This window comes from Pseudomonas sp. SJZ131 (assembly GCF_007828705.1).
GTDB lineage: Bacteria > Pseudomonadota > Gammaproteobacteria > Pseudomonadales > Pseudomonadaceae > Aquipseudomonas > Aquipseudomonas prosekii.
On record NZ_VIVC01000001.1, the window covers coordinates 182,424 to 197,718 of the forward strand.

Annotated in this window: 13 protein-coding genes; 7 read left to right on the forward strand and 6 right to left on the reverse strand. The window is 60.8% G+C overall.

Annotated elements, in window-relative coordinates; genetic code table 11:
- Positions 1-9 precede the first annotated feature (9 nt).
- The gene (locus tag FBY12_RS00555; RefSeq protein ID WP_145250069.1) at positions 10-2,370 is read left to right on the forward strand and encodes a DNA polymerase II; all 2,361 of its coding nucleotides are present in this window, start codon (positions 10-12) and stop codon (positions 2,368-2,370) included.
- Here the strand turns inward: FBY12_RS00555 and FBY12_RS00560 are convergent.
- The 3 genes from FBY12_RS00560 to FBY12_RS00570 form a co-directional block, all read right to left on the reverse strand.
- On the reverse strand, positions 2,335-2,805 hold the full coding sequence (locus FBY12_RS00560; protein ID WP_145250072.1) for a DUF1810 domain-containing protein: 471 nt from the start codon (positions 2,803-2,805) through the stop codon (positions 2,335-2,337). The two genes, FBY12_RS00555 and FBY12_RS00560, sit on opposite strands and share 36 nt — an antisense overlap.
- 110 nt (positions 2,806-2,915) lie before the next feature.
- Positions 2,916-3,749: an aldo/keto reductase gene (locus tag FBY12_RS00565; protein WP_145250075.1), complete on the reverse strand. Its 834-nt coding sequence runs from the start codon at positions 3,747-3,749 to the stop codon at positions 2,916-2,918.
- A 367-nt stretch (positions 3,750-4,116) separates the two neighbouring features.
- A complete protein-coding gene (locus FBY12_RS00570; RefSeq protein ID WP_145250078.1) occupies positions 4,117-5,265 on the reverse strand; it encodes an aldose epimerase family protein in 1,149 nt (382 codons plus the stop codon).
- 236 nt (positions 5,266-5,501) lie between these two features.
- On the opposite strand from FBY12_RS00570, the gene FBY12_RS00575 reads away from it, so the two are divergent.
- A complete protein-coding gene (locus FBY12_RS00575) occupies positions 5,502-6,239 on the forward strand; it encodes a hypothetical protein (RefSeq protein ID WP_145250082.1) in 738 nt (245 codons plus the stop codon).
- A gap of 45 nt (positions 6,240-6,284) precedes the next feature.
- Here the strand turns inward: FBY12_RS00575 and FBY12_RS27585 are convergent, their stop codons facing one another.
- Positions 6,285-6,434 carry a hypothetical protein gene (locus tag FBY12_RS27585; protein ID WP_178111703.1) on the reverse strand — a complete coding sequence of 50 codons (150 nt, stop codon included), beginning with the start codon at positions 6,432-6,434 and terminating at the stop codon, positions 6,285-6,287.
- A gap of 21 nt (positions 6,435-6,455) precedes the next feature.
- Here FBY12_RS27585 and FBY12_RS00580 point away from each other — a divergent pair, with 21 nt between their 5' ends.
- The 4 genes from FBY12_RS00580 (at position 6,456) to FBY12_RS00595 (ending at position 11,146) form a co-directional block, all read left to right on the forward strand.
- Complete coding sequence (locus tag FBY12_RS00580; RefSeq protein WP_121734389.1) at positions 6,456-7,241, forward strand: sulfite exporter TauE/SafE family protein; 786 nt, start codon at positions 6,456-6,458, stop codon at positions 7,239-7,241.
- Between the two features lie 316 nt (positions 7,242-7,557).
- Complete coding sequence (locus tag FBY12_RS00585) at positions 7,558-8,157, forward strand: biliverdin-producing heme oxygenase (protein ID WP_256663248.1); 600 nt, start codon at positions 7,558-7,560, stop codon at positions 8,155-8,157.
- A complete protein-coding gene (locus FBY12_RS00590; protein WP_145250085.1) occupies positions 8,154-10,409 on the forward strand; it encodes an ATP-binding protein in 2,256 nt (751 codons plus the stop codon). The genes FBY12_RS00585 and FBY12_RS00590 overlap by 4 nt, the downstream gene beginning before the upstream one ends.
- Positions 10,410-10,573: 164 nt before the next feature.
- Positions 10,574-11,146 (forward strand): DUF4174 domain-containing protein, encoded by a 573-nt coding sequence (locus FBY12_RS00595; RefSeq protein WP_145250088.1) that lies wholly within the window; start codon positions 10,574-10,576, stop codon positions 11,144-11,146.
- Positions 11,147-11,926: 780 nt separating this feature from the next.
- Here the strand turns inward: FBY12_RS00595 and FBY12_RS00600 are convergent.
- Positions 11,927-12,721, reverse strand: a complete 795-nt coding sequence (locus tag FBY12_RS00600; RefSeq protein WP_092279886.1) for an SDR family NAD(P)-dependent oxidoreductase — start codon at positions 12,719-12,721, stop codon at positions 11,927-11,929.
- Positions 12,722-12,874: 153 nt separating this feature from the next.
- Here FBY12_RS00600 and FBY12_RS00605 point away from each other — a divergent pair, with 153 nt between their 5' ends.
- A complete protein-coding gene (locus FBY12_RS00605; protein ID WP_145250091.1) occupies positions 12,875-14,002 on the forward strand; it encodes an MFS transporter in 1,128 nt (375 codons plus the stop codon).
- Between the two features lie 114 nt (positions 14,003-14,116).
- Here FBY12_RS00605 and ampC read toward each other — a convergent pair whose 3' ends face one another.
- On the reverse strand, positions 14,117-15,268 hold the full coding sequence (gene ampC, locus FBY12_RS00610) for a class C beta-lactamase (RefSeq protein WP_145250093.1): 1,152 nt from the start codon (positions 15,266-15,268) through the stop codon (positions 14,117-14,119).
- Positions 15,269-15,295: the final 27 nt, after the last annotated feature.

Sequence of the window (15,295 nt, forward strand, 5' to 3'; positions counted from 1 at the left end):
GTTACAGCGGTGGATTTACAGCAGGGCTTCGTCCTGACCCGGCATTGGCGCGACACCCCGGCCGGCACCGAAGTCGAGTTCTGGCTGGCGACCGATGCCGGGCCGCGGCGCATTCGTTTGCCACATCAACCGTCCGTAGCTTTTATCCCGGCCGTGCAGCGCGAGCAGGCTGAAACCGTGCTGCACGGCGAAAAGAACGTCGAATTGCGGCCGCTGGCGCTGCTCGATTTCGAGCATCGGCCGGTGCTCGGGCTGTATTGCCAGCAGCACAATCAGTTGATGCGCCTCGAAACCACGCTGCGCAAGGCCGGCGTCGAGATGTTCGAGGGCGATGTGCGCCCGCCTGAGCGTTACATGATGGAGCGCTTCATCACCGCGCCGGTGCTGTTCGGCGGCACGCCGGGTGACGATGGCTTACTGCTCGACGCGCAGATGAAACCGGCGCCGGGTTATCGGCCGAACCTGCGACTGGTGTCGCTGGACATCGAAACCACCGCCCGTGGCGAGCTCTATTCGATTGGCCTCGAAGGCTGCGGCGAGCGTCAGGTGTACATGCTCGGCCCGCCGAATGGCGATGCCAGCGCCGTGGATTTCCAGCTCGAATACTGCGACAGCCGCACTACGCTGCTGAAAAAACTCAACGATTGGTTTGCCCGCCACGATCCCGACGCGATCATCGGCTGGAACGTCGTGCAGTTCGATTTGCGCGTCCTTCACGAACACGCCCGACGCCTCGGGGTGCCGCTGAAACTGGGGCGTGGCGGCGAAGAAATGCAGTGGCGCGAACACGGCAGCCGCAATCATTTTTTCGCCTCGGCGGCCGGGCGGCTGATCATCGACGGCATCGAATCGCTGCGTTCAGCGACTTGGAGTTTTCCTTCGTTCAGCCTCGAAAACGTTGCGCAAACTTTGCTCGGCGAAGGCAAGGCAATCAGCACGCCGTACCAGCGCATGGACGAAATCAACCGCATGTTCGCCGAAGACAAACCGGCGCTCGCGACTTACAACCTCAAAGACTGTGAACTGGTCACGCGGATCTTCGCCAAGACCGAATTGCTGACCTTCCTGCTGGAGCGGGCGAGCGTCACCGGGTTGCCGGCCGATCGCAGCGGCGGCTCGGTGGCGGCGTTCACCCATTTGTACATGCCGCTGATGCACCGTCAGGGCTTCGTTGCGCCGAATCTTGGCGGCAAACCACCGGAGGCCAGCCCCGGCGGGTTTGTCATGGATTCGCAACCCGGTTTGTACGAGTCGGTGTTGGTGCTCGATTACAAAAGCCTGTATCCGTCGATCATTCGCACGTTCCTGATTGACCCGGTCGGGCTGATCGACGGACTCAAACATCCCGATGACAGCGAGTCGGTGCCGGGCTTTCGTGGTGCGCGTTTTTCCCGCACCCGCCATTGCCTGCCGGCGATCGTCGCGCGAGTGGCCGAGGGCCGCGAAACCGCCAAGCGCGAGCACAATGCGCCGCTGTCCCAGGCACTGAAAATCATCATGAACGCGTTCTACGGCGTGCTCGGTTCCAGCGGTTGCCGGTTTTTCGATACCCGATTGGCGTCGTCGATCACCTTGCGCGGCCACGAAATCATGCTGCGCACCCGGCAGTTGATCGAGGCCCAGGGGCACGCGGTGATTTACGGCGACACCGACTCAACCTTTGTCTGGCTGCGCCGCGCGCACGGTCAGGAAGAAGCGGCGCAGATCGGCCGCGCGCTGGTCGACCACGTCAACCACTGGTGGCGCGAGCATGTGCAAGAGGAATATGGCCTCGAAAGCGCGTTGGAATTGCAGTTCGAAACGCACTACAAACGCTTTCTGATGCCAACCATTCGCGGTGCCGAGGAGGGCAGCAAGAAGCGTTACGCCGGGCTGGTCACTCGCGCCGACGGCACTGACGAAATGATCTACAAAGGCCTGGAAACCGTGCGCACCGATTGGTCGCTGCTGGCCCGGCAATTTCAGCAGGAGCTGTACTCGCTGATTTTCTATCGCAAGCCTTATCAGGATTACGTGCGCGACTACGTGCGCAAAACCCTGGCCGGTGAATTCGATGATCGACTGGTGTATCGCAAGCGCCTGCGCCGGACCCTTGACGACTACGAACGCAACGTCCCGCCGCACGTGCGCGCTGCGCGCATGGCCGATGCCTACAACGAGCAGCAGGGCCGGCCGTTGCAATATCAGAATGGCGGCTGGATCAGCTATGTGATCACGGTCGCCGGGCCGGAACCGCTGGAAATCCGCAGCGCGCCGATTGATTACGACCACTACGTGACTCGCCAACTGCAACCGGTCGCCGACGCGATTTTGCCGTTTGTCGATGACGATTTTTCAACCCTGATTGGGGGGCAACTGGGCTTGTTTTAGGTCCAGCAGCGACAGCGTCCAGTCGTCCTGAATGCCGTGGAAATAACGCTCCAGCGCCTGATGAAAGACGCTGCCTTCGGGCGCGACCTGAGCGAACAGGGTCATGCACGAATGAAATTTCAGGTCGTCGGGATGGCCGAAAATATCGGCCACCGAGCGTTGTTTGACGTTGAGCACTAATTGCGTGCAAGCGCGCAAACGTGAACCCAGCAGCGGGTGATTGAGGTAGGCGGTGGCCTCTTCGGCGCCGCTAATGGCGAAGTGGCGCGACATCTCGCTGCCGCCCAGGCCGGCGATCTGCGGGAAGATGAACCACATCCAGTGGCTGCGTTTTTTGCCGTTGTGCAATTCTTCCTCGACCCGCGCGAACACCGGGTCCTGCGCTTGGACGAAGCGCGGCAAATTGAACGAGTCGAGCTGATCGGTGCTTCTCATGTGGAAGCCCTCTTCATGTGAAAACGCCCTTCATGTGAAAACGCTCTTCATGTGGAAACGCCCTTCATGTGAAAACGCTCTTCATGGGGAAACGCTTTGCACGCGATGGCTCAGACCATGGCCAGTCGCTGCTTGCGTTGTGGCGCACGAAATGCCTGGTCCAGCGCCGTCAGGTCCGCAGCGTCCAGCTTCAGTTGTGCCGCTTGCGCATTGAGCGTCACGTGCTCCGGGCGGACCGCTTTGGGAATAGCGATAACGTTGTCCTGGCGCAGTAACCATGCCAGCGCAACCTGTGCCGGGGACGCTGCGTGACGGGCGGCGACTTGCGCCAGCGCCGCGTGCCCGAGCATTTGCCCGCCCTGGCCGATCGGACAGTAGGCCATGATCGGCAGGCGCTGTTGCTGGCTCCACGGCAGCAGGTCGAATTCGATGCCGCGTTCTTCGAGGTTGTACAGCACTTGATTGGTGGCGCAGCCGTTGGCCGGGGCGACTGAGGCCAGTTCGTGCATATCGTCGAGGTCGAAATTGGACACGCCCCAGCGGCCGATCTTGCCTTCTTCGCGCAGGCGTTCGAAGGCCTCGACGGTTTCTTCCAGAGGGTATTGGCCGCGCCAGTGCAGCAGGTACAAGTCGATGTAGTCGGTGTTCATCCGCCGCAGACTGCGCTCGATGGCTTGCGCAACGCCTTTGCGGCTGGCGTTGTGCGGGTAGACCTTGCTCACCAGAAACACCTGATCGCGTCGCCCGGCGATGGCTTCGCCGACCACTTCCTCGGCACCGCCCTCGGCGTACATTTCGGCGGTGTCGATCAGCGTCATGCCAAGGTCGATACCTTGGCGCAGGGCCGCGACTTCAAGCTTGTGCGCCGAGCGATCCTCACCCATCCGCCAAGTGCCCTGGCCGATCACAGGAACCGCAACGCCGGCCAGTTCGAGAGTACGCATGCAAAACCTCCTTCGCTAAACACAATCGATACAACAATGGGCAGCAGAAAGGCGCATGGGTTCCCGTGGGATTTGTGGGGTTGCCGGGATTTCGGATTCACCCCGGATTCTGTGGGAGCTGAGCTTGCTCGCGATGGCGGTGGGTCAGGTGATTGCAGGGTGACTGGCACACCGCTATCGCGAGCAGGCTCACTCCTACATGGGGATTTGTGGGGTTGCCGGGATTTCGGATTCACCCCGGATTCTGTAGGAGCTGAGCTTGCTCGCGAAGCGGTGGGTCAGGTAATTACATGTTGGCTGATCCACCGCTATCGCGAGCAAGCTGGGCTCCCACAGGGATTGGGGGTGTGTTTGGGTTTTGGGCGGCTCACTCGGTGGTGAATTTGAACACGGTGTTTTGGCTGTAGGTTTTGCCTGGGTCGAGGCGGGTGCTGGGGAAATTTGGCTGGTTGGGCGAATCCGGGTAGTGCTGGGTTTCGAGGGTGAACGCGCCCCAGTGTGAATAGACCTTGCCGCCCTTGCCCTTGACGGTGCCGTCGAGGAAGTTGCTGGTGTAGAACTGCACGCCGGGTTCGCTGGTGTAGAGCTGCAGGCGCCGGCCGGATTGCGGATCGCTGACGTCGGCGGCCAGTTTGCTCACGTCGCCCTTGGCGTCCAGCGCCCAGTTGAAATCGAAACCACCCTGTTTCGGTTCGGCAAATTTCAGCTGCGGATGATCAGCCTTGATGTTCTGCCCGATCGCCGTCGGTTTGCTGAAATCCATCGGCGTGCCGGCCACTGGCGCCAGTTCGCCGGTCGGGATCAGCGTGTCATTGATCGGCGTGTAATGGCTCGCGTGCAAGGTCGCCAGTTGCTGCAACACATCGCCATTGCCCGCGCCAGCGAGGTTGAAATAACTGTGATTGGTCAGGTTCAGCACCGTCGGTTTGTCGGTGCTGGCCTTGTACTCGATGCGCAGCTCATTGTTCTCGGTGAGGCTGTAAGTGACCTCGGTTTTCAGGTTGCCGGGAAAACCCATCTCACCGTCCTTCGAAAGGTACGTCAGGGTCACGCTCGCCGCATCCTTGCCTTTGCCTGGCTCGGCTTTCCACACGTGTTTGTCGAAACCTTGACTGCCGCCGTGCAGCGAGTTGGGGCCGTCGTTTTTCGGCACCTGATATCGTTTGCCGTCCAGCTCGAACGCACCGCCGGCCAGGCGATTGCCGAAGCGGCCGATGGTCGCGCCGAAGTACGCGGTGCCCGCCTGGTAACCCTGAACATCGTCAAATCCAAGGACGATGTCATCGACCTTGCCGTTCTTGTCGGGCACTTGCAGCGACTGCAACGTCGCGCCGTAAGTGATCACCGTGGCTTGCATGCCGTGGCTGTTGCGCAGGATGTATTGTTCGACGGGCGTGCCGTCATTGGTTTTGCCGAAAGCCTTGTGCTCGCTGGACAGGCCGGCGGCGTGGGCGGGGAGGGTAGCGATCATCAGGGACAGTCCGAGGGCGGAGAGCAGGTAGCGGGATTGAAGCATGGTTGACCTTCCATTTTTTGTTGTTGTGGTAGTAGTCAGACTAAATAACGCAGGAATTACAATTTATAGCCGATAAACGAGGTTATTCAATATAAAGTCATACTAAATGGATGGCGTGAAACTGCCGGTGATCGGTAGACCCGCGCCAGCACTGCACTTTTTGCCAATGCGCGGCTCTATGCATGGCCAGGCTGCGGCGACTCCCGCCGCGCAAAGACGTGTCAGCTCAACATCCCATGGTTCGAGTTTCATCCTTCCTTACTAGCCCAATGCGCGTTTTGGCCTGCCTGGCGTTGCTGTTCGCCAGTGGTTGCAGCCAGCAGCAGGGCAGCGATATCCTCAGCCAGTTTCGCCAGGGCAAACCTCAGGAATTCCTCCAGACCAGCGTCGATCGCATGGCCACGCTGGCGATGCACGACAACCTCGAAAGCCTCTATTTGCTGATGAGCAAGCTGTACCTGCGCAACCCGCAAGAACTGAAAAAATCCGGCTTCCTCGACGCTCGATCCGCTGAAAAACAAGTGCGCGAAGCCATCGAAATGCAGCAGCCATTACCCACCTTGGGCGGCAAAAAAGACTTGGCGGCATTGAGTTTCGCGATGAGCCCGGAGTTTCTCGGCGATCGAGTCGGCGCGTTCATCTATGCAATCGGCAGCATGCTGGTGACCGCGCACGGCAATCGGCTGGAGTTCTACATGACCGATGCGATCAACCCGGTGTTCGTCAGCAACGCCGCGCGCAACATCGAAAAAGCCACGTGGATTCTCAGCCAGCGGCAAAACAAAAATGGCGAACCGTTGCTGTTTTCCAACGAGATTTCGGAGGAGGGCAGCAACCTCAGTTTTGCCGTGGAGTTCGGCAAGATCGTCGCGCGCCTGGACTTGCTCACGCAGATGCTCGATGAGCGCTATCGGCGCATTGGCCTGAATTACGCACAGAGCCTGTTGTTCCTCAACTTCCTGCCCGTGCAATAACTCGGGCCGGCCCTTGTAGGAGCAAAGCTTGCTCGCGAAGGCTTATCAACATTCACCATAAATGTTGCCGGTGATGGCCCCTTCGCGAGCAAGCTCTGCTCCTACGGAGGGATGCGGGGTTCGGGCATAACGATAGACCGTATCGATATAAGTGGTTATAAGAAAAATCGCTATGCTGCGGGCCAGTTTTTTCATGCGATTGTTGCGGGCGTGTTAATGGATTTCGGGAATTTTGGTTTAGTCGTCGCAGGACTGGTGGTGGGCTTTATCGTCGGCATGACCGGCGTTGGCGGCGGATCGCTGATGACGCCGATCCTGTTGTGGTTCGGCGTCAACCCGGCCACCGCAGTCGGCACCGACCTGTTGTACGCGGCCATTACCAAATCCAGCGGCGTGCTGGTGCACCGCAAAAACCAGAACATCGATTGGGCGATCACCGGTTGGCTGACCCTCGGCAGCGTGCCGGCGGTGGCAATGACCTTGTGGTTTCTCAGCAGCCTGCACACCGCGCCCGACGCGATGAACGCGATCATCAAGCAAGCCCTGGGTTTTGTTTTATTCGCCACGGCGATGGCGATTTTCTTCAAGAAACGCCTGCTCGCTTTCGCCCATCGACGCGCCGGCGGCAACTACAATCCCAGCGGCACTCGCCTGAATGTGATGACGGTGATCACCGGGCTGATCCTCGGCACCATGGTCGCGCTGACCTCGATCGGCGCCGGCGCCCTCGGCACGGTCGCGCTGTTTATCCTTTATCCGCTGCTGCCGACCCGGCGCCTGGTCGGCACCGAAATCGCCCACGCCGTGCCGCTGACCCTGGTCGCCGGCCTCGGCCACGCGAGCATGGGCAACATGGATTGGCAGGTGCTGGGTTTCCTCTTGATCGGATCGTTGCCGGGCATCTGGCTCGGCAGCCACCTCACCGGGCGCATCTCCGACGAAGTGCTGCGTCCGTGCCTGGCGACGATGCTGCTGCTGATCGGCTACAAACTGGCGTTCTGATCCCGCCGCTATCGAACAGACCCGCCCCTGTAGGAGCGAGCCTGCTCGCGATAGCGCACTAGCATTCAATCACCGGTTTAACCGATTCACCCTCATCGCGAGCAAGCTAATTCCCACAGCGATTTGCGCCACGCACAAACAAACCACTGCTCCCGTCCCATTAGGTGCTACGGTGCCAAGCCACCCATTCATCCGTTCGCGGCTGACCTGTCGGCATTCCCCTGTGATCGACAAGAATGAGGTGACACGTGCACGCTTTAATCGACGTTATTGAACGTCTCCGTTCCCCAGCCGGACACTGCCACGACGCCCTGTCGTGAACGTCCCGCCGAAGAGTTTGCCGCTGATTCTCAATGAGCTGCGCGTCGCTACCACCCAGCAGCATCAGTTGCTGGAGAAACGCATCCCTTTTTTCACCGCCGACCAGGCGCTTTACACGCGATTGATCAAAGCCTATTACGGTTTTTATCGGCCGCTGGAGCATTTGCTGTCCCGGCAGGCGATGAACATTTCCGGCCTGGACTGGCTGATCCGCAGCAAAACCCCATCGCTTGAAGCAGACCTGTTTGCCCTCGGCCTCGGCACCGACGCCGTCGAGGCGCTCGCGCAATGCCCGATTCCCTTCCAGATCAACAGCGCCGCCGACGTCCTCGGCGTGTTGTACGTGCTCGAAGGCGCGACCCTCGGCGGCCAGTCGATGCGCAACGGTTTGTACTCGCGCCTGGGCATCGACGAACACAGCGGCGGACGATTTTTCGCGGTGTACGGCACCTCGACGCTGGTGATGTGGCGCGGTTTTCTCGCGTGCTTGTATGAAGTGCGCGACCCCGCCGAGCGAGCGCAAACGGTGGTCGCGGCCGAGGCGACCTTCAAGGCGTTCGAGCAGTGGCTGGAGCAGTGCGGGGTGTTGCAATGATTCGCCTCAGTTCCGAGCAGCTCGACGCCGCGCAGTTGCAAGCCGCGCTCGCGCAATGCGCCAGCGAACCAATTCGCCTGCCGGGCTCGATCCAGCCGCATGGCGTGCTGCTGACGCTGAGTGAACCTGGGTCAAGTGAGGACGGTTTGCTGATTGGCCAGATCAGCAGCAATTGCCAGGCGCTGTTTGGTCTGTCGCCCGCCGAGCTATGGCAGCAACCCTTGGCAACATTGACCGGCATCGCCGCCGCCGAGCAAATCCGTCAGGCGCTGTTACTGCCGCAACTCGACGAAGCCAATCCACTGCTGCTGGAGATCGGCGGGCAACGCTTCAACGGCTCGCTCAGCCGCCACGACAGCGTGGTGATTCTTGAACTGGAGCCGTGGCTTGAGGCGACTCAGGACAACACGGTCATTCTGCTGCGCGCGCTGCGACGGATGCAGGCGGCGGCGACGTTGGAGGATTTGTACGCGGTCAGTGTCGCGGAGATTCGCCAACTGACCGGCTTCGACCGCGTGCTGATTTATCGCTTCGAAAGTCAGGGCCATGGGCGGGTCATCAGTGAAGCATTGGGCGGGCAGTTGCCGGGTTACCTCGGTCAATGTTTTCCCGCCTCGGACATCCCGCCGCAGGCCCGCGAGCTGTATCGCCTGAACTGGATTCGGGTGATTCCGGATGCGCGTTACGTGCCGGTGCCGATCCTGCCGACGTTGCGCCCCGACGGCCAGCCGCCGGACCTTGGCTTCTCGATGTTGCGCAGTGTTTCGCCAGTGCACTGCCAATACCTGGACAACATGGGCGTGCGCGCCTCAATGAGCCTGTCGCTGCTGGAACAGGATCGGCTCTGGGGCCTGATCACCTGCGCCCATCATCAGCCGCTGCTGGTCAGCCATCCGGTGCGCAGCATGTGCGTCGCCATTGCGCAGTTGCTGAGCGTGCAGATCAGCGCGCTGCAAACCCGCGATCAGCAAACAGATCGCGACGAAAAATCGCTGCTGATCAACGAACTGACCGCCGCCATGCGCCTGGCCAAACATGACGTGCTCGACGGCCTGGCCAATCACCCGCAACAGCTGCTCAACCTGACGGGCGCCAGTGGCGTCGCGGTGTTGGTCGAGGATCGCTTGCAGTTGATCGGCCAATGCCCGACTGCCGAGCAGGTCCGCGCGTTGTATTTGTGGGTGCGCGAACGCTGCCAGGAGAAGGGCGAATTGCTCCAGACCGAGCACCTGCAAAGTCTGCATGCGGGCAGCGCGGTGTACAGCGATGCCGCCAGCGGATTGTTGGCATTTGTGCTGCCCAAACCGGTGGACAACGCGGTGATCTGGTTCGGTGGGCAATTGCGTTCGAGCATGCAATGGAGCGGCAATCCCGACGAGCATTTTGTCGCTGGCACTGATCCCGACCAACGCCTGCAACCGCGCAAATCCTTCGAAGTCTGGGAGCAACAGGTGTACGGCCGTTCGCGGCCATGGAGCGCCGCCGACAGTTTTGCCGCGCTGCAATTGCGCCGCGCGGCGATTGAAGATGATTTGGCCCGCCAGGTACGCCGTGAGCACGAGGCGGTGCGGGTGCGCGATGAGTTGGTCGCGGTGGTTTCGCACGATCTGCGCAACCCGATGACGATCATCATCATGCAGTGCGGGATGATGCAGCGCCTGGTCTCGCGCGACGAGAGCAACCATTCCGGGCGCATGAGCGCGGCGCTGGGAACGATGGAAGACGCGACCTCGCGGATGAATGTATTGATCGCCGATTTGCTCGACAAATCCAAACTCGACGCCGGGCAATATCCGCTCGATTGCAAACCGCTGGACGTGGTCGCGCTGCTTGAACAGGCCTGCGCATTGCTGGTGACGCTGACCTCGCACAAAGGCATCGAGCTCAATTGCAGCAGCGCCGAGGGCCTGAGCATTCACGCCGACCCGCAGCGATTGTTTCAGGTGTTGTCGAACCTGCTCGGCAACGCGATCAAATTCACCCCGGTCGGCGGACGCATCGACGTCAGTGCCTGGCAACTCGACGACAAAGTGATGATTTCGGTGCGCGACAACGGTGGCGGGATTTTGCCGACACAACTTCCGCACATCTTCGAGCGCTACTGGTCGGTGCGCGAGGGCAATCCGAATGGCAGCGGCCTGGGGTTGTACATCTGCCGCAGCATCGTCCACGCCCACGGCGGCGAAATGTGGGTGGAAAGCGAACCGGGCGTCGGCAGCGTATTCACCTTCTCGCTGCCAGCAGCCGAATAAGTTTTTTGTAGCAGGGGGGCGGTTAGGGGCGCTGGTGAATGCGGTTGCGCAATATCGGCCCTGACCTAAGCTTTGGCCTAGGCGAAACATTTTTACGGGCCGTCACCCGGAACGATCGCCGCGATGCGCAATCAGTAGAGCGTGGATATCAAAAGGAGACGCGCATGCTCATCAGGTCATTGACCCTGACAACCTTGCTGGCGCTTGCTGGCCCCTTGCTCGCCGCCGATGGCGATTCCCCGTTGGACATCGATAAGGGCAGGGCTCGACCGCTGATCGTGATCACGTCCAGCACCATCGACCCGGTCTGGCTCGGTTTGAAAAAATCGCTGGACGATCCGGCCAACAAAGAAGGCTTGGCCCAGCGCAACATCCGGGTCTACAGCGTGCTGAACATGTCCGGCCAACTCGACGGCAAGGACATGGGGCAGCAGGACACCATGGCGCTGATTCGTTCGCTGAAACTGGGTGCCGGTGCGTTGCCGAAAGTCATTCTGGTGGGCAAGGATGGCGAGAAAAAACTCGAAAGCTCGGGTGATGAATCGAAAACCGTCGACCTGAAGAAAATCTTCGAAACCATCGACGCCATGCCGATGGCCGAAAAAGAAGCGGCCGCCGCTGCCGCCGCCACGCCACCACCGGCAGCAGCCGAGCCGGCAGCGGCAAAAGGCACGAAGGCTACCAAACCGGCAAAACCGGCCAAGCCAACCAAACCACCAGAAATGCCGGATGACTGATTAACGTCCAACTGCGCGGTTGTGGGAGCAGAGCTTGCTCGCGATGGCGGTCTGTCAGGCGACTTTTGATTGCCTGATCCACCACTTTCGCGGGCAAGCCTTGCTCCTACAGGGTTTGGGTGGGGCATATAACCGCAGACGACCGTGCGGTTGTGGGAGCAGAGCTTGCTCGCGATGGCGGTCGGTCAGGCGACTTTTGATTGCCTGATCCACCGCTTTCGCGGGCAAGCCTTGCTCCTACAGGGTTTGGGTTGGGCACATAACCGTGGACATCCGCGCGATTGTGGGAGCAGAGCTTGCTCGCGATAGCGGTCGGTCAGGCGACTTTTGATTGCCTGATCCACCGCTTTCGCAGGCAAGCCTTGCTCCTACAGGGTTTGGGTTGGGCACATCACCGCAGGCAACCGCGCGGTTGTGGGAGCAGAGCTTGCTCGCGATGGCGGTCGGTCAGGCGGCTTTTGATTGCCTGATCCACCGCTTTCGCGGGCAAGCCTTGCTCCTACAGGGTTTGGGTTGGGCACATAACCGCAAACGACCGCGCGGTTGTGGGAGCGGAGCTTGCTCGCGATAGCGGTCGGTCAGGCACCTTTTGATTGCCTGATCCACCGCTTTCGCGGGCAAGCCTTGCTCCTACAGGGTTTGGGTGGGGCATATAACCGTGGACATCCGCGCGGTTGTGGGAGCAAAGCTTGCTCGCGATGGCGGTCGGTCAGGCGACTTTTGATTCCTGATACACCGCTTTCGCGGGCAAGCCTTGCTCCTACAGGGTTCGGGGGGCGGTCAGGCGAGGCTGTCGACGACGCCGCCGTCCACGCGCAATGCCGCGCCGGTGGTGGCGGAGGCTTGTGGCGAGGCGACGTAGACGACCATGTTCGCCACTTCTTCCATTTCCGCCGCGCGCTGGATGATCGAGGTCGGACGGTTGGCCATGACAAAATCGGCTGCAACTTTTTCCATCGATTCGCCAGACTTCTGCTGTTCATCCTTGAGCATTTCCTGCAGCCCTTCGGACAGTGTCGGCCCTGGCAGTACGGCGTTGACGGTCACGCCGGTGCCGGCCATGCGCTTAGCCAGACCGCGTGAAATCGACAGGTTTGAAGTCTTGGTGAAACCGTAATGGATCATGTCCGCCGGGATGTTCAGCGCCGACTCGGACGAGATGAACACCACCCGGCCCCAGGCGTTCTTCGCCATGCCTTCGAGATAGGCGCGCGACAGGCGCACACCGGACATCACGTTGACCTCGAAGAATTTTTCCCAGACCTCATCCTCGGTTTCGAAGAAATCCTGCGGGCCATAAATGCCGACGTTGTTCACCAGAATATCCACGTGCGGCAGGGCGGCGACCATGCTCTTGCAGCCCTCGGCGGTGCCGGCGTCGGCGGCGATCCCGCGCACCTTGGCGTTGGGCAGCAACTTTTTGAGCTGGCTGACAGCGGCGTCGACAGCATCCTGCTTGCGCCCATTGATCACTACCTCGGCACCGGATTGCGCCAGGCCTTTGGCAATCGCAAAACCGATGCCTTGGGTTGAGCCGGTGACCAATGCGGTTTTGCTGGATAGATCGATGTTCATGGGTAGCACTCGCTTGAAGGGGAGGTAACAGGGATGACTGCGCGGGGCTTTATGGAGTTCAAGGCATTCCGATGATTTGTAAAAAAGTTTGTCAGCGGCGCCGCTTCACGCCAGTCTGAACGTTGAAGATTTTTGCCAAGGCCTGCCGCTCTCATGTCAGAAAAAACCGCCGACCAACACTCGTTCCGGGCCGCTTCGGTGTTGGCCCTGTGTTTACCTGGCGATGTCTTGTTGTACCTGCTGCTGCCGATGCAGCCGCAGGCGTTTGGCATCACCCTCGCCGAGGCGGGGATTTTGCTGGCGGCGAATCGGCTGGTGCGGATTTTCGGTTATCGCTACGTCATGCAGTTTTACACCCGCCAGGGTGATCGCCCGGCGTTGCTGCTGGCCACGGGCACGGCGGCGTTGTGCGCGTTGGGTTACGCGACGCTGTCGGGTTTTTGGTGGTTGCTGCTGTTGCGCCTCGGTTGGGGCTTGTCGTACGCGGCGCTGAATTTGTCCACGCAAGTGATGGCCACCGCCGAGCCGCTGGGTGCGGCGCGGCGTACCGGCCGTTCGCGCGCGGTGATCGCGGCGGGGCCGATGCTGGCGCTGCCGTTGGGCGCGTTGCTCAGTGTCGAGTATGGCCCGCGAGTGATTTTCTACCTGATGTGCGTGACCTCGCTGATCGGAATGTGGAAGGCGCTCGGGCTGCCGTCGGCGGCGCATCCGATGGCGGCTTCGACGCGGCGTTTCCAGTGGCCGGACAGTGTCGCGATGTGGTCGTTTATCGAAGGCCTGACGCTCGACGGCTTGTTCATCATCGGCCTGTCGCTATTGGCTGATCACTTGCTGGAAGGCAACGCCGTGGTGGTCGCCGGCACGTTGTTGGCGCTGCGTTATGTCTCGGAATTGTTGCTGAGCCCGTTGGGCGGCGTGGCGGCGCAGCGCTGGGGCGCGACGCGAATGTTGATCGTGTTCTCGCTGATGACCTCGATAGCGCTGATCGGCTTCGGGTTTCACTGGTTGATCGTCGGCGGCGCGCTGGTGTTGATATTGCGCGCGCTGCAATTGCCGTTGGTGGTGACGGTGATCGCCCAGCGTCATCCGGACAGCGGCCGGGTGCGCGCGCTGGCGGGGAACGCGGTGTGGCGTGACATCGGCGCCGGGATCGGGCCGTTGCTGGCGGGTTTTCTGCTGCCGGTGGCGCCGTCGGAATGGGTGTACGGCGGGGCGGCGCTGTGTCTCGCGGTGAGTGCGCTGGCGTGTTTGGAGCGGAAAAAAATTCAGACCGATACATAAATCCCTGTAGGAGTGAGCCTGCTCGCGATGGCGGTAAATGCGGCAACATCGATGTCGACTGGGCTGGCGCCATCGCGAGCAGGCTCACTCCCACAGGGGATCATGGGGGGCGTGCTACTCGGTCAATGACTGCAATATCTGATGCGCCGCTTTCACTCGTTCCGGGATCGGGTAGTTTTTGTTGGCCATGATCACCACGCCAATCTTGCGCGACGGCACATACGCCGCGTAAGCGCCGAAACCACCGGTCGAACCGGTCTTGTTCAGCAGCACATCCTTCGGCTCAGCCTGCGGCGGGTTCAACCACTGGACTGGATGCGCCTCCATGGCCATCGGCGTCGAATTGCCCGCGAGCAATTTATCCAAGGTAATCGGGTAGGCATAACGCTCCCAACCCAGGCCCTGAGTCATGTCGCCCACCGTGTAATAACCGGCGTGCGTTGCGGCAATCGCGTGCTGCACCGGCGCGTCCAGCGCGGCCGGCTGCATGTTTGCCTGGACAAAAGTCAGCAGGTCTGCCGCGCTGGTTTTCACCCCGTAGGCTTCTGCGTCCAGCGCTCCGGGGCTGACACGCACAGGCTTGTCGGCCTTGTCGTAACCCTGAGCGTAAAGCTCCATCTGATCCTGCGGGACGTGGATAAATGTGTGCTTCAACCCGAGTTTTGGCAGCAGGGTTTTTTCCATTGCCTGCTCAAACGGCACGCCGAGGCTGTGTGCGGCCAGATACCCGGACAAGCCGATGCTCGGGTTGGAATATTGCCGATGAGTGCCGGGCGCATAAAGCGGTTTCCATTGCTGGAAATAGCCGAGCATCTTGTCCGCGCTGTCCGCCGCTTGCGGGAACTGCAACGGCAAACCGCCCGCCGTGTAAGTGGCCAATTGCACGACGCTGATGTTGTCCAGCGCGCTGCCCTTTAACGCCGGGAGAACCTGGCTGGCCTTGTCGTTCAGGGACAATTTGCCGGTCGCTTGGGCGTAGGCGAGGAGGGTGGCGGTGAAGGTTTTACTCAGCGAACCGATTTCGAACAGGGTGTTTTTAGTGACCTTCTCCCCACTTTCTTTCGAGGCGACGCCGTAGTTGAAGTAATGCGCGTTGCCGTCGACCGTCACCGCTACCGCGATCCCCGGCACGCCTTGGCTTTGCATGATCGGGCGGATCGCCGCATCGACTGAGGTTTCGATCTGCTGGTCGGTGCGAGCCTGCGCCAGGCACGCACCTGTGCTGCCCAGTGCCAGGCAAGCGGCGAGAATAGTCAGTCTGCTCATCGTGTTTCATCCATGTCGTGTCTGCTG

Coding starts and splice junctions, on each gene's coding strand:
- FBY12_RS27585 (WP_178111703.1), bottom strand. CDS start 6,434: ATGAAAAAACTGGCCCGCAGCATAGCGATTTTTCTTATAACCACTTAT.
- FBY12_RS00560 (WP_145250072.1), bottom strand. CDS start 2,805: ATGAGAAGCACCGATCAGCTCGACTCGTTCAATTTGCCGCGCTTCGTC.
- FBY12_RS00600 (WP_092279886.1), bottom strand. CDS start 12,721: ATGAACATCGATCTATCCAGCAAAACCGCATTGGTCACCGGCTCAACC.
- ampC (WP_145250093.1), bottom strand. CDS start 15,268: ATGAGCAGACTGACTATTCTCGCCGCTTGCCTGGCACTGGGCAGCACA.
- FBY12_RS00605 (WP_145250091.1), top strand. CDS start 12,875: ATGTCAGAAAAAACCGCCGACCAACACTCGTTCCGGGCCGCTTCGGTG.
- FBY12_RS00565 (WP_145250075.1), bottom strand. CDS start 3,749: ATGCGTACTCTCGAACTGGCCGGCGTTGCGGTTCCTGTGATCGGCCAG.
- FBY12_RS00580 (WP_121734389.1), top strand. CDS start 6,456: ATGGATTTCGGGAATTTTGGTTTAGTCGTCGCAGGACTGGTGGTGGGC.
- FBY12_RS00575 (WP_145250082.1), top strand. CDS start 5,502: ATGGTTCGAGTTTCATCCTTCCTTACTAGCCCAATGCGCGTTTTGGCC.
- FBY12_RS00590 (WP_145250085.1), top strand. CDS start 8,154: ATGATTCGCCTCAGTTCCGAGCAGCTCGACGCCGCGCAGTTGCAAGCC.
- FBY12_RS00595 (WP_145250088.1), top strand. CDS start 10,574: ATGCTCATCAGGTCATTGACCCTGACAACCTTGCTGGCGCTTGCTGGC.
- FBY12_RS00570 (WP_145250078.1), bottom strand. CDS start 5,265: ATGCTTCAATCCCGCTACCTGCTCTCCGCCCTCGGACTGTCCCTGATG.